This window comes from Pseudomonas sp. AC242 (assembly GCF_979258655.1).
Map to the genome: position 1 here is coordinate 4,426,228 of NZ_OZ409873.1, position 26,456 is coordinate 4,452,683.

Consider the following 26,456-nt stretch of genomic DNA (forward strand, 5'->3'; position numbering starts at 1 on the left):
GCGATAGCGGTGTTTCAGGCGACATCTCCAGAAACTGACGCACCGCCATCGCGAGCAGGCTCACTCCTACACAAATAAATTTCGTTAGCTAGACAAGTTTTTATCTGAACCATGCCTGTGCCAAATCGTCATCTAAAGTGACTACAGCGCGGGACTACATAAACGTCACGGAGAATCACACTATGAGCACCGAAAGTGCTTCGAGTCGGGGCCGTTTGCTACCGAGCCTGCTCGGCATTCTGCTTCTACTGATGGGCCTGGCCATGTTGGCCGGTGGGGTCAAGCTGAGCATGCTCGGCGGCTCGCTGTACTACCTGCTGGCCGGTATCGGCATCGCGCTGTCCGGCATTTTGATGCTGATGCGTCGTCGCGCGGCGCTGGGCCTGTACGCCATCGTTCTGTTTGCCAGCACCGTTTGGGCGCTGTGGGAAGTCGGTCTGGACTGGTGGCAGCTGGTGCCACGTCTGGCCCTGTGGTTCGTCCTCGGCTTCGTGATGTTGCTGCCGTGGTTCCGTCGTCCACTGCTGCTGAACGGCCCGGCGCCAATGGGCACTGGCGGTCTGACCGTCGCTGTGGTGCTGGCCGGCGTTACCGCTCTGGCCAGCCTGTTCACCCACCCGGGCGAAACCTTCGGCGAACTGGGCCGCGACACCGCGGACACCACCAGCACCGCGCCAGCCATGCCCGATGGCGACTGGCAGGCCTATGGCCGCACCGAGTTCGGTGACCGTTACTCGCCGCTGAAGCAGATCACCCCGGCCAACGTCGGCAAGCTGCAAGAAGCCTGGCGCATCCAGACCGGCGACCTGCCGACCGCGGATGACCCGGTCGAGCTGACCAACGAAAACACCCCGCTGAAAGCCAACGGCATGATCTACGCCTGCACCGCGCACAGCAAAGTGTTGGCCCTGGACCCGGACACCGGCAAAGAACTGTGGCGCTTCGACCCACAGATCAAGAGCCCGGTCGGCTTCAAAGGCTTCGCCCACATGACTTGCCGTGGCGTGTCGTACTACGACGAAGCTGCTTATGCGAAAACTGAAAACGCCGCCTCGGCGGTGATTTCCGAAGCTGGCAAAGCCGTTGCTCAGGCCTGCCCGCGTCGTCTCTACCTGCCAACCGCTGATGCTCGCCTGATCGCACTGAACGCCGACACCGGCAAAATCTGCGAAGGCTTTGGCAACAAAGGCGTGGTTGACCTGACCCAAGGCATCGGCCCATTCACCGCTGGCGGCTACTACTCCACCTCGCCGGCCGCGATCACTCGTGATCTGGTGATCATGGGCGGTCACGTGACCGACAACGAATCGACCAACGAGCCATCGGGCGTGATCCGCGCTTTCGACGTGCGCGACGGTCACCTCGTATGGAACTGGGACAGCGACAAGCCAGACGCCACCGAGCCTTTGGCACCGGGCGAAACCTACAGCCGCAACTCGGCGAACATGTGGTCGCTGGCCAGTGTCGACGAAAAACTCGGCATGGTTTACCTGCCACTGGGTAACCAGACTCCAGACCAGTGGGGCGCAGACCGCACCCCGGGCGCCGAGAAATTCAGCGCCGGCGTTGTAGCCCTCGACCTGGCCACCGGTAAAGTGCGCTGGAACTACCAGTTCACCCACCACGACCTGTGGGACATGGACGTTGGCAGCCAGCCAACCCTGCTCGACATGAAAACCGCCGATGGCGTGAAACCTGCGCTGATCGCCCCGACCAAGCAGGGCAGCCTGTACGTCCTCGACCGTCGTGACGGCACGCCGATCATCCCGATCAAGGAAATCCCGGTCCCGCAAGGCGCCGTGAAAGGCGACCACACCGCACCGACCCAGGCCCGTTCGGACCTCAACCTGCTGGCCCCGGAACTGACCGAAAAAGCCATGTGGGGCGCGAGCCCGTTCGACCAGATGTTGTGCCGCATCCAGTTCAAAGAACTGCGTTACGAAGGCCAGTACACCCCGCCGTCGGAACAGGGCAGCCTGATCTATCCGGGTAACGTTGGTGTGTTCAACTGGGGCGGCGTCTCGGTCGACCCGGTTCGCCAAATGCTGTTCACCAGCCCGAACTACATGGCTTTCGTTTCGAAAATGGTGCCACGCGAGCAAGTCGCCGCCGGCAGCAAACGCGAAAGCGAAACCGCTGGCGTGCAACCGAACACCGGCGCGCCATACGCGGTGATCATGCACCCGTTCATGTCGCCATTCGGCGTACCGTGCCAGGCCCCGGCCTGGGGTTACGTTGCCGGTATCGACCTGACCACCAGCAAAGTCGTGTGGAAACGCAAAAACGGCACCAGCCGCGACAGCTCGCCAATCCCGATCGGCTTCACTTTGGGCGTGCCTAGCATGGGCGGCTCGATGGTCACGGCTGGCGGCGTCGGCTTCCTCAGCGGCACCCTCGACCAGTACCTGCGCGCGTACGACGTGAACAGCGGTAAAGAGCTGTGGAAATCGCGTCTGCCGGCAGGTGGCCAAGCGACTCCGATGACCTACACCGGCAAGGACGGCAAGCAATACGTGCTGCTGGTTGTCGGCGGTCACGGCTCGCTGGGCACCAAAATGGGTGACTACGTGATTGCGTACAAACTGCCGGAATAAGATTTAGCGGCGGTAAAAATAAAGGCGATGTCCCGCAAGGGGCATCGCCTTTTTTGTGCACGCCAAACACCCATGTAGGAGCTGCCGAAGGCTGCGATCTTTTGACTTCGTTTTTTAAAAGCCAGATCAAAAGATCGCAGCCTTCGGCAGCTCCTACAGGTTGAAATGCGTTGATCTGTGGGAAAGGTACTCGTCCTACAGACGTTGAAAGTGGCGCGGAGTTTTCCGACAAGTCGCGTCGGTTGTGCCTCGGAAATCGGCTGGATAGGCTCGGGGGGTCGCTGCAAATTCAGCGAACGGGCGTCGCGGCCCGAGCAGTTCATTCGATTTGATGCATAATCGCCGGCCCAAACCGGAGCGCTCAGGTGCTTGTTGTTTGGTTTGATGGTGGCTGTGCGCGGGATACCTTCGGGTATGCCGAGATTGCCGAATGGCTCGGTCCGCGAACCTGCGTACAGCTGCCACCCTCCGTCGCGTCGCGGTGATTGAGAGTGACAGCCCCACTTATCATTCGGAGCGTCACTATGAAAAAGCCAACACCCAATCCCCCCGAAACCGACGACACCTCGCCCTACGAATCCCCCGATTCCAAGAAATTCCACGAAGCCGCCGAACGCGCCCTCGACCACTACCTCAAACCCAACGCCTTAACCCTGCGCTTCCACAAACCCAGCACCATGTTCCAGGTCGCCCCCGAGCAGGACAGCGAAAGCCTTCTGGTCCACGCCTGCGAATCACTGGCCCAGGCCAGCCTCATGACCAGCGACATCGCCGCCTACATCGACCTGCCACAGCGGCGCACGATCCTGGCCATTCAGCAGATCATCATGCTCGCCGAACTGGCGGTGAACCGCGTGCTGGATAACCACGAAATCCCCGCAAATACCTGACAAACCACCCGGTGCAGGAGCTGCCGCAGGCTGCTCCTGCACAGGTGAGCGTTAGCCCGGCTGACTCAAGAAGCTTTCCCTCCGTTTTTCATCAACCGCAATCGCTCAATGATCAATTGCTCGGCCTGTTTGCGAGTCTCAAGCAACAAACTCTCATCCGTCGCGCTATAGATCACCCGATAACGCAGACCCGGGGTGTCAGGGGAGTATTCGCGAATAGTGCAGCCCTCGTAACTCGTATCGGTATAACTCATGGCTGGATTCCTTTAAGTCCGTAAATCGGCACGCGCCGCCCTGCCTGAGGACGCCTGGTTAATCTCGGATCGACCGGGCAACGTGTCTACTGTCAGAAATTACAGGGGCCCAAGACCGCTTCGAAATAAACCGCAATGAATTTTGATCTATGAGTTAACCGCCAGATTGCAGATGACTGTCGAGAGGCATCGCCTTATTTGTGCACGCTATTTCAGAAGCACCCGAGATAACCTGTGGGAGCGAGCTTGCTCGCGAAGGCGTCAGCATATTCAACATCTACAGTGCCTGACACACCGCGTCCGCGAGCAGGCTCGCCCATAGTCGGATTGAGCGCATTTAGCTAGAAAAGGGTCGGCTGTCAGGTCACTTTCGCAAGCGGCCCTCCCCGCCACCGGATTATCTTGCGCGTCCTATATAACTCGTCTCATAGGGCATCATCACGAACAGGCATAAAAACCTGTCAGATATGACAGTTAACAGGTTATGCCGTTTCTCTCAGACTTCCTTCTCCAACTCAATCAATCGAGGAAGCCCCCTATGACAACTTCAAAAGCATTCCCAGCAGTCTTCGCCGTCGGTGTTCTTGATATTGATGTGAAAGGCACTATCAGCGGTACGTATTTAGATCTGACCAGCTACAGGACCAAAGCCACTTCTGTGTCATTCAACCCGTTAGGGGGGTATTACTTTGATTTCGGTCACAAAAGAGGCTTATCGAGCGAACGAACTTTTTCCGTTTCACTTCGCGACCTGCTAAAGCCATCTACACCTGCCTACTCTGAACGAGTCGTTACAGGCCGGGGTATCCAGTTTTATGAATTTAAAACAGAGTCCTCTTCAACTATCGCAGTCACCAAGCTCAACCCCAACCTCTACCGATATGACTTCAAAGACTTCGAACTTTTCGGCAAGGCACGCTACACGGATGACACACGTGAACTCACCTGCAACGGGTTCTTTCTGCTCCAGGAACTGACGTGGCCTTTGTAACGACCTTGGTCAGGTCAACCCGTATCTAAACGCAGAACTTGAGAAAATCAAAAGCCCCTCACCCTAGCCCTCTCCCAGAGGGAGAGGGGACTGACCGAGGTGTTTGGGCGAGCTACGCCGACTTGGGATATCGAGTTGAACGCGCATTTTGAAAAGCCCAAAAAACGGCCACCTCTCCCTCGGCAGAGGTCTGGGCGGGCGGCGTTCCAATGAGGGGGACAATCCACCACAAATCCAAAGCCGTCCACGCCCCCCGCTCTTCACCACTCAATAGGCCGAGTGTCAGCTCGCCTGCTTTTGATCTTGATCCACAGGCGACGTCGGAAGGCTGAGCGGAGGGATTGATCCGGGCGTGGGAGCGCAGCGACCGTTTGGCGCAGCCAAACACAGCGAGAGGAGGTGCAGCGAAGCAAACCGTAGGCGCTGCGCCCGGATCGATCCCGCAGCGAAGGAACCCCGAGCCCCAGCGAGCGGGCCGCACGTAGGAGCAAGCGTTTTTTTGCTTACTTTTTTGAGGCGTTTGTCAAAAAAGTGAGTCGCCGTCAGGGCGAAACCCTAAGCCGCCGTTACCGAAGAAACGGATATACACCCAAAACCCCAAAGAGCATGGTCGGCCCAAAGGCCGCCAAGTCAAAAGCGTGAACCCTGTCAAAACCCTGAACACACAAGCAGAAACATCCCCCGCCATTGAAACCACCCAAACCCTGCCCCATCTAAGACCCATACCCCATTGCGCAGGTGCCCCATGAGCGACCAGCAAGAATTCCCGGAAAACCCCGACGACTACACCGAAGCCGAACACATCGAACACACCTCCAGCGGCAAAGGCCTCGCCCTGCCCGGCCAGAACCTGCCGGACAAGGTCTACATCATCCCGATCCACAACCGCCCGTTCTTCCCGGCCCAAGTCCTGCCGGTCATCGTCAACGAAGAACCCTGGGCCGAAACCCTCGAACTGGTCAGTAAATCTGAACACCATTCCCTGGCCCTGTTCTTCATGGACACGCCCCAGGAAGACCCGCGCCACTTCGACACCGGCGCCCTGCCGCAATACGGCACCCTGGTCAAAGTCCACCACGCCAGCCGCGAGAACGGCAAACTGCAATTCGTCGCCCAAGGCCTCAGCCGCGTACGCATCAAGACCTGGCTGAAACACCATCGCCCACCGTATCTGGTCGAAGTCGAATACCCGCACCAGCCCACCGAGCCGACCGACGAGGTCAAGGCCTACGGCATGGCGCTGATCAACGCGATCAAAGAGCTGTTGCCGCTCAACCCGCTGTACAGCGAAGAGCTGAAAAACTACCTCAACCGCTTCAGCCCCAACGACCCGTCGCCGCTGACCGACTTCGCCGCCGCCCTGACCTCCGCCACCGGCCCCGAACTGCAAGGCGTGCTCGACTGCGTGCCGATGCTCAAGCGCATGGAAAAAGTCCTGCCGATGCTGCGCAAGGAAGTCGAAGTCGCGCGCCTGCAAAAAGAGATTTCAGCGGAGGTTAACCGCAAGATCGGCGAGCATCAGCGCGAGTTCTTCCTTAAAGAACAACTCAAGGTTATCCAGCAGGAACTCGGCCTGACCAAGGACGACCGCAGCGCCGACCTCGAACAGTTCGAGCAACGCCTCGAAGGCAAAGTCCTGCCGGCGCAGGTGCAGAAGCGCCTCGAAGAAGAAATGAACAAGCTGTCGATCCTCGAGACCGGTTCGCCGGAATACGCGGTCACCCGCAACTACCTCGACTGGGCGACCTCGGTGCCGTGGGGCGTGTACGGCGAGGACAAACTCGACCTCAAGCACGCGCGCAAAATTCTCGACAAACACCACGCGGGCCTGGACGACATCAAGGACCGCATCCTCGAGTTCCTCGCCGTCGGTGCCTATAAAGGTGAGATCAGCGGCTCCATCGTGCTGCTGGTCGGCCCGCCGGGCGTAGGTAAAACCAGCGTCGGCAAATCCATCGCCGAATCCCTCGGCCGGCCGTTCTACCGCTTCAGCCTCGGCGGTATGCGCGACGAAGCCGAGATCAAGGGACACCGCCGCACCTACATCGGCGCACAGCCGGGCAAACTGGTGCAGGCGTTGAAAGACGTCGAAGTGATGAACCCGGTGATCATGCTCGACGAGATCGACAAGATGGGCCAGAGCTACCAGGGCGACCCGGCCTCGGCACTGCTGGAAACCCTCGACCCGGAGCAGAACGTCGAATTCCTCGACCACTACCTCGACCTGCGCATGGACCTGTCGAAAGTCCTCTTCGTCTGCACTGCCAACACCCTCGATTCGATCCCCGGCCCGTTGCTGGACCGCATGGAAGTGATTCGCCTGTCGGGCTACATCACCGAAGAAAAAGTCGCCATCGCCAAGCGTCACCTGTGGCCGAAACTGCTGGAAAAGGCCGGTGTGTCCAAGGGTAGCCTGAGCATCAGCGACAGCGCGCTCAAAGCCTTGATCGACGGTTACGCCCGTGAAGCCGGGGTGCGCCAGCTCGAGAAACAAATGGGCAAACTGGTGCGCAAAGCGGTGATGAAGCTGATTGACGAGCCGAAAGCGGTGATCAAACTCGGGCCGAAAGACCTTGAAGCGTCACTCGGCCATCCGGTGTTCCGCAACGAGCAAGTGCTGTCCGGCACCGGCGTGATTACCGGTCTGGCCTGGACCAGCATGGGCGGCGCGACCTTGCCGATCGAAGCGACGCGGATTCACACGCTTAACCGTGGCTTCAAGCTCACCGGGCAACTGGGCGATGTGATGAAGGAATCGGCAGAGATCGCCTACAGCTACGTCAGCTCGCACCTGAAACAGTTTGGCGGTGACGCGAAGTTCTTCGACGAAGCCTTCGTCCACCTGCACGTACCGGAAGGCGCGACACCGAAGGACGGCCCGAGCGCCGGCGTGACCATGGCCAGCGCCCTGCTCTCGCTTGCACGTAATCAACCGCCGAAGAAAGGCGTGGCGATGACTGGCGAATTGACCCTGACCGGGCATGTGCTGCCGATTGGCGGGGTGCGTGAGAAGGTGATTGCGGCGCGGCGGCAGAAGATTTTCGAATTGATTTTGCCGGAGCCGAATCGGGGTAACTTTGAGGAGTTGCCGGATTATCTGAAGGAAGGGATTACCGTGCATTTCGCCAAGCGGTTTGCCGATGTGGCGAAGGTACTGTTCTGACCGGTAGCCCGTAGCCCCTCACCCCAGCCCTCTCCCCCAGGAGAGGGAGCCAACCGAGCGGTCTTGCGCTATGCGCCGACCTGAAACACCGGGTCGATTATGGATTCGCTGACGCACGCTCAGGTCGGCGTACCTCACCAATATCCCCCGATCAGTCCCCTCTCCCTCTGGGAGAGGGCTAGGGTGAGGGCAGGCACTGTCACACTTTGTCTCATCTTCAGTTATGCTCGCCGTTCGTCGTGAACACCCGGAGCCACTGACCTTATGTCCCCCACTCGCCTGTTTCTCCCCCTCGCCCTTTCATTGCTGGCCGCGTGCGCCACGCAACCGAAACACAACGTGACCGTGGAAAAACAAAGCGAATGCCCGGTGCGGCTCACTAACGGGCAAAACCTCATCATCATGCTGCCAAGCAACCCGACCACGGGTTATCGCTGGGCCATTCAGGACTCGGCTGGCGGTGTATTGCGCGCACTCAGCCCCGAGGTCTACAGCAATCCGGAAGACGCTGGCGTGGTCGGCGCAGCAGGTCTGTCGACCTGGCGCTTCCAGGCCTTCGCCCCCGGCACCGGGCGCCTGCGCCTGACTTCACAACAACCGTGGGCACCGGAAGTGCTCCCGGTGGAAACCTTTGACTGCGCCATTTCGGTAAATTGATCATGGGCTGGCTGATTCTGGCGTTGATGGGCGCGGTGACGTTTCTCTACGGTGTCAGCACCCATGCGGCGTTGCTGTGCCTGTTGGTCAAACCGTTGCCGGTGCTGGCATTGCTCGGCTGGCTGCACGACGCGCCACCCAGTGACTATCGGCGCTGGATCAGTCTCGGTCTGATTTTCTCGTTGCTGGGTGATGTGTTGCTGGCGTGGCCGGGCGATCTGTTCGTGTTTGGCCTCGGCGCGTTTCTGGTTGCGCATCTGGCTTATCTGAAGGCTTATCTGAGTGACTGCAAGCGTCTGGCGGTGTTGCCGCTGGTGCTCGCCCTCGGTGTTGGCGCGATGCTGCTAGGTCTTCTGATTTCCAGCGGTCTTGGGCCATTGCTGGTGCCGGTGATTGTTTATGGCACGGCGATCAGCGCGATGCTCTGGCGCGCACTGGCCCGTTTGGGCACCGATGTGCCGAAACGCTCGGCGTTGCTAGCGGCGGGCGGTGCGCTGGCGTTTGTGTTCTCGGACAGCGTGATCGGTATTGATCGCTTCGTATCGCCATTCCACGCCGCGCCATACGTCATCATCCTCAGCTACTGGCTGGGCCAGTGGGGCATCGCCGCCTCGGCGTTCTCCCAGACCAAACGGATCTGATCGTTCCCACGCTCCGCGTGGGAATGCATCCTGTGACGCTCTGCGTCATTTGCGCAGGGACGCGGAGCGTCCGGGGCGGCATTCCCACGCAGAGCGTGGGAACGATCAACCAGAGCAATATCCCCGCGTTTTATCAGACAACCCAAGCATCCCCGCGCCCTTTTGGCTAAAATGCCGGCCTTTCCATTTACACCGCCGGAACCGCCGTGAGCAAAGAACCCGATCGTATTTTCGCCAAGCCTTTGGCCCAGGTGCCTGACTTCGCCTTCAATGAAGACGTGGTGCGGGTGTTCCCGGACATGATCAAGCGCTCGGTGCCGGGTTACCCGACCATCGTCGAAAACCTCGGTGTGCTCGCCGCACAGTTCGCCCAGCCGAACAGCGTGCTCTACGACCTCGGTTCATCGCTGGGTGCAGTGACTCAGGCCTTGCGCCGTCACGTGCGCACCGACGGCTGCCGGGTGATCGCTGTGGATAACTCTGCCGCGATGGTCGAACGCTGCCGCGAATACCTCAACGGTCAGGATTCGATGTTCCAGGAGTTGCTGCCGGTTGAAGTGATCGAAGGCGACATCCTCGCCCTCGACTTTCAGCCTGCTTCGGTGGTGGCGCTGAACTTCACCCTGCAATTTATCGCCCCGGATCAGCGTACCGCGTTGCTCTCGCGCATTCGCCAATCGCTGCTGCCGGGCGGCGCGCTGATCCTCTCGGAGAAGCTGCGCTTCAACGATGCCGAAGAACACGCGCTGCTCACCGATCTGCACGTCGCCTTCAAACGCGCCAACGGCTACAGCGAACTGGAGATTGCCCAGAAACGCAGCGCCATCGAAAACGTCATGAAGCCCGACAGCCTCGAAGAACACCGCGAACGCCTGTTGGCCGCCGGGTTCTCGAAAGTCGTGCCGTGGTTCCAGTGTCTTAACTTTGCCTCGTTGATTGCCTTGCCATGATTGATCTGTCCCCCCTCGCCCGTCGTCTGGCCGGCACGCCGCTGGCCGAATGGGCCAACACCCTGCAGGCGCAACTCGACAAGAAAATGGAGAAAGGTCACGGCGACCTGGAGCGCTGGCAAAGTGCGCTGGATGCCTTGCCGAAAATTCAGCCGAGCGAAATCGATCTGCTCAATGGCCTGAAACTCGACACCGATTGCGACGACGAAACCCGTGCGCAGATGCGTACTGCATTGATGGGTTTGTCGCCGTGGCGCAAAGGGCCGTTCGATCTGTTCGGCGTGCACGTCGACACTGAATGGCGCTCGGACTGGAAATGGTCGCGCGTCGCCCCGCATCTGGATTTGAAAGGCAAACGCATCCTCGATGTCGGCTGCGGCAACGGCTACTACATGTGGCGCATGCTCGGTGCCGGCGCTGACAGCGTGATCGGTGTCGATCCGAACTGGCTGTTCTTCTGCCAGTTCCAGGCGGTGCAGCGTTATCTGTCAGAGCCGAACGCCTGGCATCTGCCCTTCCCGTTCGAAGACCTGCCGCCGAACCTGGAAGGCTTCGACACCGTGTTTTCGATGGGCGTGTTCTATCACCGTCGCTCGCCGATCGAGCATTTGCTGGCGCTGAAGGATTGCCTGGTCAAGGGCGGTGAACTGGTGCTGGAAACGTTGGTGGTGGAAGGCGACAAGCATCAAGTGCTGGTGCCGGAAGACCGTTACGCGCAGATGCGTAACGTGTGGTTCCTGCCGTCGGTGCCGGCGCTGGAGTTGTGGTTGCGTCGTGCCGGGTTCAGCGATATTCGCTGCGTGGATGTGAGCACCACAACGGTGGAAGAACAGCGCGGGACTGAGTGGATGAAGTATCAGTCGCTGAGTGATTTCCTTGATCCGGAAGATCACAGCAAAACGATTGAAGGATTGCCGGCGCCGATGCGCGCGGTGATTGTCGCTCGTAAATAATCAAATCGCCCAAACACCGCGGTGAGCCCACCCCTCACCCCAGCCCTCTCCCCAAGGAGAGGGAGCTGATCATTGAGCTTTTCAACACTTGAGTTCGACTCGGAATCTCAGGTCGACGGACTTAGCCCATCCAACTCGATCAGTCCCCTCTCCCCAAGGAGAGAGGGCTGCAGTGGTCAACTAATTCCGGACACCTCGATAGGTGGTTTTGACGCCATCGCCCGCTCGTAAACGGTCGGTGGCAGATATCCCAGTTTCGAGTGCAGCCGTTCGTTGTTGTAAAACCCAACGATGTATTCGGTGATGTCGCGGATCGCTTCAGCGTGGTTCGCGTAGTCACGTCGCCATACTCGCTCCATTTTCAAACTCAAAAAGAAGCGCTCCATCACTGCATTGTCCCAGCAATTACCTTTACGGCTCATGCTCTGCTGCATGTCGTTTCTTGCCAGTAATTCTCTGTAAGTTGCACTCGCATATTGGCTACCCCGATCTGAGTGGGCAATCAAGCCTGGCGGCGGTTGACGCTGCGCGATTGCCAGTTGCATCGCGGTGCACACCAGCTCTGCCGGCATGTTCGGAGCCATCGACCAGCCCACTATCTTGCGTGAAAACAAGTCCAACACCACGGCCAGATACAACCAGCCACTGCGGGTGCGGATATAAGTGATGTCGGCTACCCAGGCCTTGTTTGGCGCTACTGGATCAAATTTTCTGTTCAGTACATTCTCTGCAATCGGCAGGTCATGATTACTATCGGTTGTGTGTACAAACTTGCGCTTCCAGGCTGAACGCAGTCCGTTAGCCCGCATCAATCGACGGATTTTATACAGCCCGACAAGCATGCCTTTACCGCGCAAAGCGTCGCGCAAAGGGCGGCTGCCGTAGCAGCCTCCACTCTCGGCGAAAGACGCCTTGAGTTGCACAAGAACAGGACAACTCTGCCGAACAGGCGCATCAGCACGCTTCTGAGACTCATAGAAGCCTGAACGACTGATGCTCAGCAACCGACAGACATGTGCCACTGAGTAAGCCTTCTGTTGCAGCTGCCGAACCAGTCGATACCTTACTTCAGCTCGCGGGCAAAGAAGGCGGTAGCCTTTTTTAAGATGTCGTTATCCATCTTGAGCTGCCGATTTTCTTGTTCCAATTGCCGGATGCGCTGTTGCTCTGCCGTTAATGGCTTGCCGATTCCGGCCTGCCCCAGTTGCTCTGCCTCGTATTGCTGAACCCAGCGTCGAACGGCTGTCTCACCAATGTTCAGATCCTGGCAAACCTGTACAACGGTGAGTCCCTGATCCTTGATCATCTTCACGACTTGCAGCTTGAAGCTGTCGTCGAATGCCCTGCGTTTTTTAGTCATGAATAACTCCTCGATAGATGTATTTTCCACCTATCGGGGTGTCCGGGGAAATTAGACCACTGCATGCTGATCGTTGAGCTTTTCAAGACTTGAGTTCGACTCGGAATCTCAGGTCGACGGACTTAGCCCATCCAACTCGGTCAGTCCCCTCTTCCCAAGGAGAGGGGGCTGATCGTTGAGCTTTTCAAGACTTGAGTTCGACTCGGAATCTCAGGTCGACGGACCTCGCCCATCCAGCTCGGTCAGTCCCCTCTCCCTCTGGGAGAGGGTTAGGGTGAGGGGCTTTTTGCTCGGCGAGCACGGAAGAATTCGGTCAGCACGGCGCCACACTCTTCGGCCAAAACCCCGCCTTCATATAGCACTCGATGGTTGAGAAAACCCTGGGTAAAAAACTGCCCCTGACTCTGCACAATCCCCGCCTTCGGCTCCAGCGCGCCATACACCACCCGCGCCACCCGCGAATGCACGATCAAGCCTGCACACATGCTGCACGGCTCCAGCGTCACATACAGCGTGCTGCCCGGCAGGCGATAGTTATCCACCGCCTGCGCCGCCGCACGGATGGCGACCATTTCTGCATGGGCACTCGGGTCGCTGGTGCTGATCGGGCAATTGAAGCCGCGCCCGATAATCTCGCCGTCCTGCACCAACACTGCACCCACCGGCACTTCGCCGAGGGCTGCGCCTTGTGCAGCGAGGGTCAGCGCTTCACGCATGAAGTCTTGGTCACGGCTGCGGTCGATGATGGCCGCGGGGCGAATCTGGCGCATCACTTCACCTCGATGGCGGCCATCAGGCCGGTTTCCATGTGGTCGATCACGTGGCAATGGAACATCCACACCCCCGGATTATCGGCCACCAGCGCCACTTGCGCGCGCTCGTTCTTGCCCAGCAGATAGGTGTCGGTGAAGTACGGAATAATCTTGTGCCGGTTCGACGCGATCACCTTGAAACTCATGCCGTGCAGGTGGATCGGGTGCTGATACTGGGTCATGTTCTTCAATTCGAAGATGTAACTCTGCCCCAGTTTCAGGCTGGCAATCGGTCGGTCAGCGCAGGTCTTGTCGGTGATGTCCCAGGCCTTGCCGTTGATCTGCCACAGGCTCGGCGGCCGGCCATTGTCGACGTTGACCGACACTGAGCCGACCCATTCGAAATTGAAGTTGAGTTTCTCGGCATTGGCCAGGTCCGGTTCTGCCACCGGATTGGCCGGCAGCGCTTTTGGCCAGTCGCTCGGCGCGTCGGTATTGGCCACCGAACGCAGGGTGCCCAGACGTACCGGACCGTTGCGCAGCGACAATTCTTCGCCCGCCGCCGGCGCCTTGATCGCCAGACAAATACGCATCCCCGGGCCGAGCCAGTATTCCTTGCCCAACGGGCGCGGTTCGACCGGGTTGCCGTCCAGCGCATAGATCTGCGCTTCGACGCCGGGAATGTTGATGCGATAAGTCAGCGTGTTGTCGAGGTTGAGCAAACGCACCCGGGTGATCTGCCCGGCCGGCAGTTCGATCACCGGGGTCGGCACACCGTTGATGGTCGACAAGCGCCCCGCCGTACCGCCACGCGCCGCTTCACGGGGAATACTGAATTCGACGAAATTGCCTTCGTCATCGATGTGCCAGTTCTTCAGGCTCAAGGTCTTTTCGTACTTGAAACCGGTCGGCTCGCGCTCTTCGATGATCAACGGCCCGACCAGCCCGCGCCCGAGCTCTTCGCTGCTGCTGACGTGCGGGTGATACCAGTAACTGCCGGCATCCGGCACGCGGAACTTATAGTCGAAGTACTCGCCCGGCAATACCGGCAGCTGCGACACGTACGGCACGCCGTCCATTTCCAGCGGCAGACGAATGCCGTGCCAGTGAATGGTCGTCGCCACCGGCAAGTGGTTGATGAAACGTACCCGCAGCCATTCACCCTGGCGCACACGCAACTCAGTGCCAGGCGCCGACGGGCCGAATGCCCAGGCCTCGGTCTTGTGCCCCGGCACCAATTCGACGTCCAGCGGTGCGGCGATCAGTTCATAGTCATGGCCCGCCTCGGCGTCGGCCATTTTGCCGAGCCAATAACGCGACGCGCCCCCCGCCCCGACACCAACGACAACAAGACCGGCCAGGCCACCGAGGATTTGGCGACGGGTAAAGGACATGAACTCAACTACCTCACGTATCAGCAGCAGGCCCTGAAAGCCTGCAAAAGGCGAATACGATACACCTGCGGTTGAGAAACAGTAAGGGCGACCTGAGGCCGCACATCACCTGCCGGCTTAAGATCGCAGCCCGGTAATCAGGTGCACCACGCCGTCCGCCAAAGGCATCACGCCCGCGACACCGGCGGCGCTCAACGCGTTCGGGTCCATGTGCGACACATCACGCAACACCACCCGTACCCGCGTCAACGCCAGCGGTTGCTGGGACTGGAGGTTATCCACACCCCCCAGCGCCGCGACAATGTCGCTGCTCAATCCGTCACTCGGTTCGGCCGCCGCTGCGGGTGTATCCACCACCAGATCCGGGGTCAGGGCTTTCCAGAATGCCTTCTGCAATTGATCGAACATGTTCAGTTCTCCAGAACCCGTAAAGTATCGACGGTTGCCTCATGAAACAGCTGCAACGCCTCACGCACCTGCCCGGCACTTTCCAGACCGAGCACCTGCTGCGCGATGACCTGACAATCCGCCAGTTCCAGCTCGCGCACCGTTGCCTTGACCGGTGCAATCATCGGCACGCTCACCGACAGTTCATCCACACCCAACCCCAGCAACAGCGGCACCGCCAGACGTTCCGAAGCCATCGCCCCGCACACGCCGACCCATTTGCCATGGGCGTGTGCGGCCTTCACGGTCGTGGCGATCAGGCGCAATATCGAGGGATGAAAACTGTCCGCCTGACTGGCCAGACGCGGGTGATCGCGATCCATCGCCAGGGTGTACTGCGTCAGGTCATTGGTGCCAATCGAGAAGAAATCCACCAGCGGCGCAAACAGATCCGCCATCAACGCCGCCGCCGGCACTTCGATCATGATCCCCAGTTTCGGCCGTTGCGTCAGGCCTAGCGCGAGGATTTCCTCGTCGAGCATCTGCCGCGCCAGACGCAGCTCCGACAGTTGCGTGACCATCGGCAACATGATGTGCAAACGCGTCAGATCGCAGCAGCCGAGCATGGCCCGGAACTGCTCCCGCAGTAGCTGCGGACGCTGCAGACACAAACGAATGCCGCGCACGCCAAGGAAAGGGTTGGTTTCGCTGTCCATCGGCACATAGGCCAGCGGTTTGTCGCCGCCGACATCGAGGGTGCGCACCACCAGATTGTGCGCAGGCCCGACACAGCGAGCGATAGCGCTGTAAGTGGCGACCTGTTCGTCATGGCTCGGCGCGTGGTTGCGGCCCAGATAGAGAAACTCCGAACGCAGCAGGCCGACGCCCGCACCGCCGAGGGCCATGGCCTGCTCGGTTTCCAATAACGAGGCGACGTTGGCCGACACCTCGACGTGATGGCCGTCACGGGTCCGTGCCGCAAGCGTTGCGCTGGCCAGTTCATGCTCATGGCGTTGACGCTGTTGTGCGTATCGAGCCTGCCACTGCCCGACGACCCCAGGGTCGGGATGTATATGTAATTCACCCTTGTCGGCATCGAGCAATATTGGAGTGCCGTTACTCAGCGCGAGCATCTGCACCGGCACCCCGCAGATCGATGGCAGACCACAGGCACGGGCGAGAATCGCCACGTGACTGGTCGCGCCGCCCCCGACCGTAGCGAAGCCCAGCACCTTGCTGGTATCGATGCAGGCGGTCTGCGACGGCGTCAGTTGATCGGCGATCAGAATGCATCCTTGCGGCAACTCCAGCGCCTGCTCGCCAATACCCAGTAGCAACTTGAGGACGCGACGTCCGACATCGGTCAGGTCCGCCGCCCGTTCGGCCAGCAACGCACTGCCCAGTTGGCGAAACATCGCCGCAGTTTCTTCAGTGGCCGCGCGCCAGGCGAACGCCGCACTTTTGCCCTCACTGATCAATGCCTGGGCCTGATCGAGCAGGCCCGGGTCTTCGAGCAGTTCCTGATGCGCCTTGAAGATCTCGGCTTCAGCCTCACCCGTAGCGGTGTCGCGCAAATGCTGCAAGGCCAGATCCGCTTCGATCAGGGCATTGGCGAGAGCCACACGCTCCAGGTCTGCTCCGCCGCCAAACTCGCTGACGTCGAACACCGGTTCGCTGATCTGCACCACTTGGCCCAACGCCGAACCGGGTGACGCACAGACGCCACGCAGAAGAGTCAGAACCTCGGTTTCCACCACCTCGACAGGCGCCGCCGCCGTCACCGTTTCACCGCAGCCTTCGGCCAACAACCGGGTCAGCGCATCGATTGCCGCGTCAGCGTCTTCGCCCACCGCACTGAGCTGCACGCTGTCGCCGAACGCGGTCTGCAACGCCATGATCGCCACCAGAGACTTGGCGTTGGCCTGAGCCTGCTGTTTATGCAGGTAAATCTTTGCCGCGAAAGCCTTTGCCGCTTGCGCGAACACCGCTGCCGGGCGCGCATGCAGACCGTTGGGATTGGGCAGTTTCAACGGCTGTGAAAACCGCGCTGGACTGTCTGCCGCGACTGTCTCTTCACTGATCGCCTGTGCGCTGACAAGCTCAAGCAACGGCTGACCTGTTTCGACCCGCCCGCTCGACGCGACCAGCCAGGTAAACGGCTCACCGCTGACCACCAACATCAACGTCATCAGGCTGCGCGCATGTCGGGCAATGTAGTCGGCGTCGAACTCGATCAGCGCCTGCCCGGCGGCAACCCGTTGCCCCTCTTCGACCAGACGGGTGAAGCCTTGCCCGCCAAGGTTCACCGTATCCAGGCCGATATGCATCAACACCTGTACGCCATGCTCATCGGTGATGCTCACCGCATGCCCGCTGACCTGCACGTTGCTGATGACCCCGGCCAAAGGCGCGCACAAGGTCGATGAGGTCGGATCGATGCACAGACCGTCGCCGATCACGCGCCCGGAAAACACTGGATCGGGCACTTGCTCAAGCGCCATCAGGACACCGGACAAGGGAGCCAGCAGTTGCAATGGTTGGGGTGTGGCCATGACGTCACCTGCAGTTTTTATGCTTTGAAGTGCCCATGGAGCGCGACGCTCCATCAGCATCGCTTATTTCCACCAGTATTCGACCTGCAATCCGACATTCGCACCGTGACGAGCACTGCCGAAGGCGCCGGTATCGGAGAGTGCCGAGCCTTTGGCCAGTTGGTTGGCCGCACGTTTCGCCGCCTCGTTCCAGGTGGCGTACGTGTAATACAGACGCACCTCGGGTCGCGCCCAGAACTCCGGGCCTTTGGGCGACCAGGTCGGGGCAAACGTGAACTTGCTCAGTTTGCGCGTGCCACCCGGGGCTTCAACTTGATCGTGGCCCAGTTCGGTGACCAGTTTGAAGTGTTCGCTGAGCGCGTAGGCGGGACGCACACCCAGAGAGATCCAGTTCTGGTCGACACCGTCCGGACGAATGTCTTTCTGGTACACCGCCGCAATCTGGCCACCGAAACGCGGCGTCACTTGCCAGTCGAAAAATTCGACGATCCGGTAACTCTTGTTGCTGTCGTCCAGTTTGACGTTGCCGGTATAACCCAGCCCGGTGCCCGGCCCCTCACCGTATTGCAGCGCGAGTTTGTTCTTGCCGCCGAGGAAATCCGTCTGCACATGTTGCGTGGTGATCGCCCAGCCCCGGTGGGCATCGCGGCTGTCGGGTTTGTCGATATAACTCAAGCCGAACTCCAGCTCACCGCCAGGGTTGGTCTTGAACCCGGCGACGTTGAAGTCGTGCCGATTGATGTAGTCCTTTTGGTACAGGTTGTCCTTGCGCGAAAAGGCGTAGCTGTACTTCAGATCACCGATCAATACGTCCTCGATCCCGCCCCCGGTGGCGCTCTGGTTCCAGTAGTAGAAGTCGGAAATATGGATGTCATTGCGCTTGTAGTAACGGCGCCCGGCCCACAGAGAACCGCCATTGAGCGCGGGCATCGCTGACCACTGTGCGTAGGCCTGCGGCAAGCGTATCGAGCCGTTGTCATCTTTGAATGTGGGACTGCGGTCGTAACGGTTATACAGCGAAGCCATGCCATCGACACTCAGGACCGAACCGTCGTCGAGGGTGTACAGATCCTGACGCAACTCCAACTCACCGTATTGCTCGCATTCGTTACCCAGACGATATTTGGTCTGCGCCCCCGGTAACTGGAAGCACGACTGACCGCTGCTGTTGACCGACGTGCCGACGCCGCTGCGCAAATAGCCCCCAAACTCCAGCGCTTGTGAAGTCGGCGGTAAGGCCAGGCAAAAACCTGCGACTGCAAGGCTGCGATTTATTGTTGTTTTCATAAGCCACCCCATTGTTTTTATTGTCTGGTTGCATGAATTCGGCGCGCAGAAATCCCCCGCGCAATGCTCTGCGTGTTTTTTTGAAAGCTGTTTTTTTAGTTAAGGATCAGGGATCGATCAGGTGCAGAACGAAGGACTCGTAAGGCCGTAACGTCACCTGGCGTTTGCGCAACGGCCCGTCCGGATAGTTGCTGATCAACGGGCGCTGGCTCATTGACTCGCTGATGACCGTCGCCGGCAATTCCACTTCACAGGTTGTCCCGTAGAAGTTGTTCACCACCAACAAACGCTCGGCGCTGCCTTCACGTACATAGGCCCAGACTTGTGGATGTTCGGGCAGTAATTGTCGGTACACCCCCTCGGTCATCAACGATTCGCGGCGACGCAGTGCGATCAGATTGCGGTAGTGATGGAGTACCGAATCGGGGTCATCGAGCTGCCTGGCGACGTTGATCTGCGCGGCATTGGCCGGCACTCCGATCCATGGCTCGACACTGCTGAAACCGGCGTTCGGCCCGGCGTCCCAGTGCATCGGCGTACGGCCGTTATCACGGGATTTCTGCTTGATTGCCGCCATGTTGTCGGCATCACTGCTGCCGGCTTCGCGCTTGAGGCGAAAGATGTTCAGCGTCTCGACATCGCGATAATGCTCGATCGATTCGAACCCCGGATTGGTCATGCCCAACTCTTCGCCCTGATACACGAACGGCGTGCCCTGGAGAAAATGCAGCGCGGTGCCGAGCATCTTCGCCGAGCGTTCGCGATACTCGCCGTCATTGCCGAAACGCGAGACCACTCGCGGTTGATCGTGGTTACACCAGAACAGCGCGTTCCAGCCGCCACCGGCCTGCATGCCGGTCTGCCAGTCGGACAGGATTTGCTTGAGCTGACGGAAATCGAAATCGGCGCGCACCCACTTTTGCAGGTTCGGATAATCGACTTTCAGGTGATGAAAGTTGAAGGTCATCGACAGCTCTTTGGATTGCGGATTCGAATAACGAATGCAGTGTTCGAGGCTGGTCGATGACATCTCGCCGACATTGATCAGGTCGTGCCCTTCGAAGACTTCGCGGTGCATCTGCTGCAAGTACGCGTGGACATTCGGCCCGTCGGTATAGAAGCGCCGGCCATCGCTGCGGTCTTCGGGAAAGTCCTCCGGCTTGGAGATCAGATTGATCACGTCCAGACGAAAACCACCCACGCCCTTGTCCCGCCAGAACTGCATCATCCGGAACACTTCAGCGCGCACCTTGGGGTTGTCCCAATTGAGGTCGGCCTGGGTGTGGTCGAACAGGTGCAGGTAATACTGACCGGTCTGGGCTTCGTACTCCCAGGCCGAACCACCGAATTTGGATTCCCAGTTGTTCGGCTGATCGCGCCAGATGTAGAAATCACGGTAAGGGTTGTCGAGGCTGCTGCGCGCCTGCTGGAACCACACGTGTTCGATCGAGGTGTGATTGACCACGATGTCGAGCATCAGCTTGATTCCGCGCTTGCCTGCTTCGGCGATCAGCAATTCGCAGTCGGCCATGCTGCCGTAGCTCGGATCGATGGCGTAGTAATCGCTGATGTCATAGCCGTTGTCGCGTTGCGGCGAACGCAGAAATGGCGTGATCCACAAGCAGTCGACACCCAGCCACTGCAGGTAATCGAGCTTGGCGACGATACCGAGCAAATCCCCTGTCGGGTTGCCGGCGTGACTATGAAAACTCTTCGGATAGACCTGGTAGATCACCGAACGCTGCCAGTCTTGCATGGCGCATTTCCCTCTTGAATTTTACGAGCTCTGTAGGAGCTGCCGAAGGCTGCGATCTTTTGATTTTGAGAGGCAAGATCAAAAGATCGCAGCCTTCGGCAGCTCCTACAGATCGATTCAGGCAACCCGATAACCGGGGCGGACAATCTTCATGCTCAGTGCACAGGTCAGAACAAACGGCACGAGCATGGCAATCAGCATCCCGAGCACAAACATCGGGATGTACTGCGGAATGATCGAGATGAAACCCGGCAGACCACCGACGCCGATGGCCGAGGCCTGAACCTTGTTCAGCGACAGGAACACACAGCCCAGCGCCGAGCCGGTGAGCGCGGCGTAGAAAGGAAACTTGTAGCGCAGGTTTACGCCGAACATCGCCGGCTCGGTGATCCCGAAGTAGGCGGAAATCGCCGAGGTCGACGCCATGCTCTTGTCCCGCGCATTACGGGTCATCCAGAACACCGCCAGGGCGGCGCTGCCCTGAGCGAGATTGGACATGACGATCATCGGCCAGATGAAGGTGCCGCCCTGGGTCGAGATCAATTGCAGATCGACCGCGAGAAACATGTGGTGCATGCCGGTGATCACCAGCGGCGCATACAGCAGACCGAAAATCACTCCACCCACCATCGGGGCCAGATCAAACAGCATGACCAGCCCTCCGGTGATGAAGATGCCGATGTGGCGGGTCACCGGGCCGATCACTGCCAGCGCCAGCACGCCGGTAACGACGATGGTGGTGATCGGCACCACGAGCAATTGAATGGCGTTGGGCACGCGCGCCCGCAGCCATTTTTCGATGACGCTCATCACGTAGGCGGCCAGCAGAATCGGCAGGATCTGCCCCTGATAACCGACTTTTTCCACCTGAAACAGCCCGAGAATGTCGAAGTACGGCAACTGCTGCCCGTCGAGCCCGGCCACGGCCTTGCCATAGTTCCAGGCGTTGAGCAGATCGGGGTGCACAAGCATCAGGCCGAGCACGATGCCGAGGATCTCACTGCCGCCAAAGCGTTTGGCCGCCGACCAGCCCACCAGCGCCGGCAGAAACACGAACGAGGTGTTGGCCATCAGATTGATCAGGCTCCACAGCCCGTCGAGTTTCGGGTAGGCATCGAGCAGGGTCTGCCCTTCGATGAACATGCCTTTGGCACCGAGCAGATTGTTGATGCCCATCAACAGGCCGGCAATGATCAGTGCTGGCAGGATCGGCATGAATACATCGGAAAACACCCGCACCAGACGCTGCATGGCGTTGATCTTTTCGGCGCTTTTCTGTTTGACGTCAGCGATGGTCGACGCCGCGAGACCGGTCTGGCGACGCAGTTCGGCATAGACCTTTTCCACTTCGCCCGGACCGATCACCACCTGATACAAACCACCGGTGAAGAACGAGCCCTTGACCAGATCGATCTGATTGAGCGTGGCAGTGTCGACCAGGCTCGGGTCCTTCAGGGCCAGTCGCAACCGCGTGACGCAATGGGCGGCCTGTTCGAGGTTGTCGCTGCCGCCGAGGCTTTGCAGCAATTGCCTGGCGATATTCGGGTAGTCGTGGCTCATGCTAGTTCTTCCGCTATGGATTGTTGTTATTGGCAGCACGCCGAAGCGAAAAATACTCGTCTGTACGAGTTAATGCAACAACTCGTACAGACGAGTTTGTTTATGTATGCTCCTGCCAGACCGAAGACGAATTTTCCTACTCAGCCCTAAGGTGATTTCCATCGTCCACATGGACAAAGCCCTACCCTGGCCTTAAGGTTCGAAGCTTTGAGCACAGTCGGCACCGAGCCTACCCATGAGCAAATACAACCAGATCTATAGCGATCTGCTGGCCAACATCACGACTGAACGCCTGGAGCGCGGCGCCCGCCTGCCTTCCGAAACCGAACTGATGGACAGCTATCAGGCCAGCCGTGGCACGGTGCGCAAGGCCATCGAATTACTTCAAGAGCGTGGCTTTGCGCAGAAAATCCACGGCAAAGGCACCTTCGTGCTTTCGACCAACCCGATCGAGTTTCAACTCGGCGGCATCGTCAGCTTTCAAGAGACCTACCCGCGCCTGGGCAACGACGTCAGCACCGAAGTGGTCGAGCTGAGCCAGATCCCGCTCGAAGGCGCCCTGCTCGAGCACATCCACGCCGAACCCGGCAGCCTCATCACCCGTATCAAGCGTGTGCGGCGCATTGACGGCAAACGGGTCATCCTCGACATCAACCACTTTGTCAGCGAAGTGATTCCCGGCCTGTCCCTCGACATTGCCGAACAGTCGATCTATGCGCATATCGAACAGACATTGCAGTTACAGATTGCCTACGCCCAACGCACCATCGAAGCCGTGCCGCGCAGCAAGGACGATCAACTGCACCTGGACCTCGACGGCCAGAGCCATGTGATCGTGGTCAGCAACCAGACCTTTCTTCAGGACGGTCGGCAGTTCGAGTACACCGAATCGCGGCACACCCTCGACAAGTTCTACTTTTCCGACGTGGCTCGGCGCTGACCCCGACACATTTCCAACGATCGTGTGCGGTACATATGTAGTGCACTCCCCTTGAGCGAATCGGCCATGCTCGGCTCTCATTTCTCAAGGATGGAGAAAGCATGTACGCCACCCAACCACGTCCTCTGCCAAACGCGGCAGACAAAGCGGCGCTGAAGCGAATCGCCTATACCGTCGTGCAGAACTGTCCCGGTCTGCAGGACGCCGCCCATCAAGCGGCCCGTGATCTGCTGGAAGCCAAAGGCTTGTCGAGCCTTGATCCGGATCAGGTTTATTTCCATCGTTTCAAGACTGCCCAAAGCAGCACCCGCTCGTTTACCGGCTGGGAGCACATCCGCGAAAAACCCTACGAATCGATGACCCTGACACAGTTGGTGATTCATCGTTTTCGCACCACCGACCAGGACAACGCTGATCTTCTCGATCTGTACGGCGGCTTCTACACCGAAGGTCCGCAGGGCGAGAATTTCGACGAGAAAAATCAGGTGCGCCTGCACGGCAACGAGGTCTTGAACGCGTTCTGGAGCCTCGATTTCAGTGGTCACTACACCGCCACTCTGACGGACTTCTGGAACAGCCACGCTGACGACTTCCGCACATTGGCCAAGTGCAATTTCCTTAGCCGTGCGGTGCAGGCCCTAGATCTTGGGCAGCTCACCGGCAGTGACTTTCAATGGCTGATGGACTCGGTGGTGGGGCCTGTAAGCTGGCCGGTCACCCTGAGCATGCTGCACACGAGCCACACGGCAACGGGGGAGGTATGCGCCTTCGACATTGACGGGCACGTCGCCACGCAGCTGCTGCGCATCGTCGACCCCGCCGGCCGGCAGATTATCTATCTGCCCAGTGAAGCCGAAGCCTTCGTGGTCAAGGAAACGCCGGCGGACCTGCATTGGTGGGTTCTGGATCAGCTGAACGACGCAAAACGCCGCGCGACCTTCCTGAATCATTTTGCCCTCGCCGATCGTCAGCACATGAGCGAGAACATTACCGATCTGATGAATCGCCTGGTGGCCACCTGGGGCCGGGCCGACCATCACCTGATCAACCGCACAAACCAGGTGCTGAGCGATGATGCATTCAGCTGGCTGCGCGACACCACACGTCAGGCGATGTTTGCTGAAGCTCACCTGTCGCTGACGTCCAATGGTGATCTGCGCAAAAAACTGTGGATCGGCTACTTGAGTGCAGGCCTCAAGGTGTTTGGACCGATGGCCACTGTCGGTTGGCCGCTGGCGTTGCCGGTCATAGGCGCGACCATCGCCAGCATGGGCCTGAATATCGATCAGGCGCAGAACGGCAAGAGCAACGCCGAACGCAAGGCGGGCGTATTGGGTGCGGTATTGAGTGGCATCAATCTGTTATTCAATCTTCCATTGCTGATCGGCACCGGGCCGATGCTGGAGGTGGGCGCCGAGGTAGAAGCGGCAGAGGCCGCAGAAATGGCCGAGTACAGCGAAGCCTTGAATCCCTCCGCCGAAGCCGCCCCCCCATTGCAGATCATGGTGCCGGACGATCTCGACATCACCGTGCCAAATATCGATGAAACGACGCTGATTCCGGCGCAGAACGCCCCACCGCCCCCGGTGCCCGAACGCTATCAATGCAACGAGCTGCTCGATGGCGCGGCACTCGGCGAGGGATACGGGAAATTCCACGGCGTGTACCGTCTCGACTCTGATCCGCCCTATGCCGTTCTGATGAATGACACTCCGTACTATGTCCGCTACTTCGCCAACTCTCGCGGCGGTGGCGACTGGGCAATCGTTGACCCGGAGCGTCCCAACCAGCTTGTTCACGCCTTGCCGATCCGCCTCAATGGCGAAGGGCAGTGGGAGCGGATGCCAGCCCTGGGCCTCAAAGGTGGCGGCCAGTGCATGGGCAAACAATGCACCCCGGATCTCGAACTCGACACCTTCGAACCTGTATCACCCGAGGCGGCCGCTCCACCGGCGGAAGAACTGCAACCCTCGACATCGCGCCCCCCGCGTCCTGTAACCAGCGCCTACGACATCGATCCGCCGGTGCGCCGTTCCATTAAAAGCTGGGCGTTGAACCTCAACGAAACCCATGCCCAGTTGCAGCCCGACGGAGAAGGCGGTTTTGGCATGGATGACCCGTTCGAATTGTATGCCGCCGGCAAACGCAAGCTGCTGCAAAGTTCGGCCCGAGGCTTTTTCAAGAATCTGCCGTGGATCATCCAGCCTGCGCGTCCGGCAATCCCCGAAATCAGCCGTCTGATGCCGCTGGCCGATCTTGTCGATGGCATTTTTGAAAGTGCTTCAGGGCTAGTGGTGGGAGAAACCCTTGATCGCATCGCCAGCCTGCGTTTTCTGATTGAAAGCATGTCGGCACTGGCCCGCCACGCGAAAACCCTCTACATGCGCGGGCTGCTCAGTGACTTCGCTCAGGTTGAGCTGAACCGCTACTTCACCAGCGGCAACATGACCGTTGATTTGCGCACTTACCTGAGCAGCCTGGGCACCGATCCCGCCAGTCGATTCAACCCACTGGAACTGGTCCAGGTCGCGCGAGCGAACGGCGTTCGGGTCCAGGCGATCGACTGCGCCGCCAGCTACAAAATGAAAACCCCGCTGCCCTCCGTCGACGAGCAGATGATGAGCACCTATCTGACAAACGACATCATGACCGGCGACGTCTACCTCAACAGCCCGGGAAAATGGATCGTAGTGACGGATGCTCACAACACCAATACCTTCAGAGGACTGCTGGGCATCAGTGAATTGAAAGGAGCAATCGGTCTGCGAATCGATGAAGTCGGCATTGGTGAAGAGCTGGGTGTGGATGTCGATCCGGGTATTGAAGTGCCACGCGGCAGCTCGCCCGGTGGCACTGTCAGGCAAGGAAATCCGGATCTGCTTCGCGCCGACTTGCGCTTGAAAGTTCAGGCACCCGAGCTGGTCTGGAGCGAGGAGACGTTGGAGAATCTTTTGTACCGGCGCGGCATGTATCTGTTCGAAAAAGCGGGCGACAGCTACACCCTGATCCACCGCAGCAAACAGGGCATGCTCCAGCGCACTCCGATATCTCGATTGAGTGACGGCAAGGTCTCCCTCCACCGACCTGCGTGGCAGCGGGTGAATGACATTGAGTTCGCTAACCTGAAGGAAATGTCTCAACGTTTGTCCGATACCGGGCTGATATTGCGTAGCCGGATCCCTGTTTGAGGCTGATCGGTATTAACCAATCTTCTGCCCGAAGCAGCTTGTTACCGTTGAAACAGGCAACCACCTGCCAAACAAAGACAACCTTACGTAGAATGCCGGCGTGGCTATGGAACACCTTCCTTCTAAACCTCCTATGACCTAGGGGTTTCGCTCTCCACACTGCGCCTGCTTCTTGCAGGCGTTTTTA

Annotated in this window: 19 protein-coding genes; 10 read left to right on the forward strand and 9 right to left on the reverse strand. The window is 59.2% G+C overall.

The window, feature by feature from the left end:
- Positions 1–182: 182 nt before the first annotated feature.
- Both ACZZ0A_RS19760 and ACZZ0A_RS19765 read left to right on the forward strand, forming a co-directional pair.
- Positions 183–2,594 carry a glucose/quinate/shikimate family membrane-bound PQQ-dependent dehydrogenase gene (locus ACZZ0A_RS19760; RefSeq protein WP_123376526.1) on the forward strand — a complete coding sequence of 804 codons (2,412 nt, stop codon included), beginning with the start codon at positions 183–185 and terminating at the stop codon, positions 2,592–2,594.
- A gap of 524 nt (positions 2,595–3,118) precedes the next feature.
- Positions 3,119–3,484, forward strand: coding sequence for a DUF6124 family protein (locus ACZZ0A_RS19765; RefSeq protein WP_007950222.1), 366 nt, complete (start codon positions 3,119–3,121; stop codon positions 3,482–3,484).
- Between the two features lie 65 nt (positions 3,485–3,549).
- Here ACZZ0A_RS19765 and ACZZ0A_RS19770 read toward each other — a convergent pair whose 3' ends face one another.
- Positions 3,550–3,738: a hypothetical protein gene (locus ACZZ0A_RS19770; protein ID WP_007916807.1), complete on the reverse strand. Its 189-nt coding sequence runs from the start codon at positions 3,736–3,738 to the stop codon at positions 3,550–3,552.
- Positions 3,739–4,276: 538 nt separating this feature from the next.
- On the opposite strand from ACZZ0A_RS19770, the gene ACZZ0A_RS19775 reads away from it, so the two are divergent.
- The 6 genes from ACZZ0A_RS19775 to cmoB all read left to right on the forward strand — a co-directional run bounded on the left by ACZZ0A_RS19775 (position 4,277) and on the right by cmoB (position 11,093).
- A complete protein-coding gene (locus tag ACZZ0A_RS19775; protein ID WP_463543632.1) occupies positions 4,277–4,729 on the forward strand; it encodes an RNA-binding protein in 453 nt (150 codons plus the stop codon).
- A gap of 745 nt (positions 4,730–5,474) precedes the next feature.
- Positions 5,475–7,892, forward strand: coding sequence for an endopeptidase La (gene lon / locus ACZZ0A_RS19780; RefSeq protein ID WP_095112368.1), 2,418 nt, complete (start codon positions 5,475–5,477; stop codon positions 7,890–7,892).
- Between the two features lie 264 nt (positions 7,893–8,156).
- The gene (locus ACZZ0A_RS19785; RefSeq protein WP_007916811.1) at positions 8,157–8,549 is read left to right on the forward strand and encodes a protease inhibitor I42 family protein; all 393 of its coding nucleotides are present in this window, start codon (positions 8,157–8,159) and stop codon (positions 8,547–8,549) included.
- A gap of 2 nt (positions 8,550–8,551) precedes the next feature.
- Positions 8,552–9,190 carry a lysoplasmalogenase gene (locus ACZZ0A_RS19790; RefSeq protein WP_177321078.1) on the forward strand — a complete coding sequence of 213 codons (639 nt, stop codon included), beginning with the start codon at positions 8,552–8,554 and terminating at the stop codon, positions 9,188–9,190.
- A gap of 206 nt (positions 9,191–9,396) precedes the next feature.
- The gene (gene cmoA, locus ACZZ0A_RS19795; RefSeq protein ID WP_007916813.1) at positions 9,397–10,140 is read left to right on the forward strand and encodes a carboxy-S-adenosyl-L-methionine synthase CmoA; all 744 of its coding nucleotides are present in this window, start codon (positions 9,397–9,399) and stop codon (positions 10,138–10,140) included.
- Positions 10,137–11,093: a tRNA 5-methoxyuridine(34)/uridine 5-oxyacetic acid(34) synthase CmoB gene (gene cmoB, locus ACZZ0A_RS19800; RefSeq protein ID WP_463543633.1), complete on the forward strand. Its 957-nt coding sequence runs from the start codon at positions 10,137–10,139 to the stop codon at positions 11,091–11,093. Before cmoA ends, cmoB begins: the two co-directional genes overlap by 4 nt.
- 176 nt (positions 11,094–11,269) lie before the next feature.
- Here the strand turns inward: cmoB and ACZZ0A_RS19805 are convergent.
- The 8 genes from ACZZ0A_RS19805 to treP all read right to left on the reverse strand — a co-directional run bounded on the left by ACZZ0A_RS19805 (position 11,270) and on the right by treP (position 22,141).
- A protein-coding gene (locus tag ACZZ0A_RS19805) for an IS3 family transposase (protein ID WP_208867554.1) occupies positions 11,270–12,453 on the reverse strand; the annotation gives its coding sequence in 2 pieces (ribosomal slippage) (positions 11,270–12,189 and positions 12,189–12,453; 1,185 coding nt in all).
- Positions 12,454–12,722: 269 nt separating this feature from the next.
- Positions 12,723–13,223 carry a tRNA adenosine(34) deaminase TadA gene (gene tadA, locus ACZZ0A_RS19810; protein ID WP_007916815.1) on the reverse strand — a complete coding sequence of 167 codons (501 nt, stop codon included), beginning with the start codon at positions 13,221–13,223 and terminating at the stop codon, positions 12,723–12,725.
- Positions 13,223–14,599, reverse strand: coding sequence for a multicopper oxidase family protein (locus ACZZ0A_RS19815; RefSeq protein ID WP_007916816.1), 1,377 nt, complete (start codon positions 14,597–14,599; stop codon positions 13,223–13,225). The genes tadA and ACZZ0A_RS19815 overlap by 1 nt, the downstream gene beginning before the upstream one ends.
- A gap of 117 nt (positions 14,600–14,716) precedes the next feature.
- On the reverse strand, positions 14,717–15,007 hold the full coding sequence (locus tag ACZZ0A_RS19820; protein WP_007916817.1) for a PTS transporter subunit EIIB: 291 nt from the start codon (positions 15,005–15,007) through the stop codon (positions 14,717–14,719).
- A 2-nt stretch (positions 15,008–15,009) separates the two neighbouring features.
- The gene (ptsP, locus tag ACZZ0A_RS19825; protein ID WP_463543634.1) at positions 15,010–17,538 is read right to left on the reverse strand and encodes a phosphoenolpyruvate--protein phosphotransferase; all 2,529 of its coding nucleotides are present in this window, start codon (positions 17,536–17,538) and stop codon (positions 15,010–15,012) included.
- Positions 17,539–17,601: 63 nt separating this feature from the next.
- Entirely contained in the window at positions 17,602–18,825 is a 1,224-nt protein-coding gene (locus ACZZ0A_RS19830; RefSeq protein ID WP_007916821.1) for a maltoporin, read from the reverse strand.
- A 106-nt stretch (positions 18,826–18,931) separates the two neighbouring features.
- Positions 18,932–20,581, reverse strand: coding sequence for an alpha,alpha-phosphotrehalase (gene treC, locus ACZZ0A_RS19835; protein WP_463543635.1), 1,650 nt, complete (start codon positions 20,579–20,581; stop codon positions 18,932–18,934).
- Between the two features lie 117 nt (positions 20,582–20,698).
- Positions 20,699–22,141, reverse strand: a complete 1,443-nt coding sequence (treP, locus tag ACZZ0A_RS19840) for a PTS system trehalose-specific EIIBC component (RefSeq protein WP_463543636.1) — start codon at positions 22,139–22,141, stop codon at positions 20,699–20,701.
- 235 nt (positions 22,142–22,376) lie between these two features.
- Between treP and treR the strand changes: the two genes are divergently transcribed.
- Together treR and ACZZ0A_RS19850 are read left to right on the forward strand one after the other, a co-directional pair.
- Positions 22,377–23,081: a trehalose operon repressor gene (gene treR / locus ACZZ0A_RS19845; protein WP_007916824.1), complete on the forward strand. Its 705-nt coding sequence runs from the start codon at positions 22,377–22,379 to the stop codon at positions 23,079–23,081.
- Between the two features lie 101 nt (positions 23,082–23,182).
- Positions 23,183–26,269, forward strand: a complete 3,087-nt coding sequence (locus ACZZ0A_RS19850) for a membrane-targeted effector domain-containing toxin (RefSeq protein ID WP_463543637.1) — start codon at positions 23,183–23,185, stop codon at positions 26,267–26,269.
- Positions 26,270–26,456 lie beyond the last annotated feature (187 nt).

Coding starts and splice junctions, on each gene's coding strand:
- ACZZ0A_RS19790 (WP_177321078.1), top strand. CDS start 8,552: ATGGGCTGGCTGATTCTGGCGTTGATGGGCGCGGTGACGTTTCTCTAC.
- ACZZ0A_RS19770 (WP_007916807.1), bottom strand. CDS start 3,738: ATGAGTTATACCGATACGAGTTACGAGGGCTGCACTATTCGCGAATAC.
- ACZZ0A_RS19785 (WP_007916811.1), top strand. CDS start 8,157: ATGTCCCCCACTCGCCTGTTTCTCCCCCTCGCCCTTTCATTGCTGGCC.
- lon (WP_095112368.1), top strand. CDS start 5,475: ATGAGCGACCAGCAAGAATTCCCGGAAAACCCCGACGACTACACCGAA.
- ACZZ0A_RS19775 (WP_463543632.1), top strand. CDS start 4,277: ATGACAACTTCAAAAGCATTCCCAGCAGTCTTCGCCGTCGGTGTTCTT.
- tadA (WP_007916815.1), bottom strand. CDS start 13,223: ATGCGCCAGATTCGCCCCGCGGCCATCATCGACCGCAGCCGTGACCAA.
- ACZZ0A_RS19760 (WP_123376526.1), top strand. CDS start 183: ATGAGCACCGAAAGTGCTTCGAGTCGGGGCCGTTTGCTACCGAGCCTG.
- ptsP (WP_463543634.1), bottom strand. CDS start 17,538: ATGGCCACACCCCAACCATTGCAACTGCTGGCTCCCTTGTCCGGTGTC.
- ACZZ0A_RS19765 (WP_007950222.1), top strand. CDS start 3,119: ATGAAAAAGCCAACACCCAATCCCCCCGAAACCGACGACACCTCGCCC.
- treR (WP_007916824.1), top strand. CDS start 22,377: ATGAGCAAATACAACCAGATCTATAGCGATCTGCTGGCCAACATCACG.
- treP (WP_463543636.1), bottom strand. CDS start 22,141: ATGAGCCACGACTACCCGAATATCGCCAGGCAATTGCTGCAAAGCCTC.
- cmoB (WP_463543633.1), top strand. CDS start 10,137: ATGATTGATCTGTCCCCCCTCGCCCGTCGTCTGGCCGGCACGCCGCTG.
- ACZZ0A_RS19850 (WP_463543637.1), top strand. CDS start 23,183: ATGTACGCCACCCAACCACGTCCTCTGCCAAACGCGGCAGACAAAGCG.
- ACZZ0A_RS19820 (WP_007916817.1), bottom strand. CDS start 15,007: ATGTTCGATCAATTGCAGAAGGCATTCTGGAAAGCCCTGACCCCGGAT.
- ACZZ0A_RS19815 (WP_007916816.1), bottom strand. CDS start 14,599: ATGTCCTTTACCCGTCGCCAAATCCTCGGTGGCCTGGCCGGTCTTGTT.
- ACZZ0A_RS19830 (WP_007916821.1), bottom strand. CDS start 18,825: ATGAAAACAACAATAAATCGCAGCCTTGCAGTCGCAGGTTTTTGCCTG.
- treC (WP_463543635.1), bottom strand. CDS start 20,581: ATGCAAGACTGGCAGCGTTCGGTGATCTACCAGGTCTATCCGAAGAGT.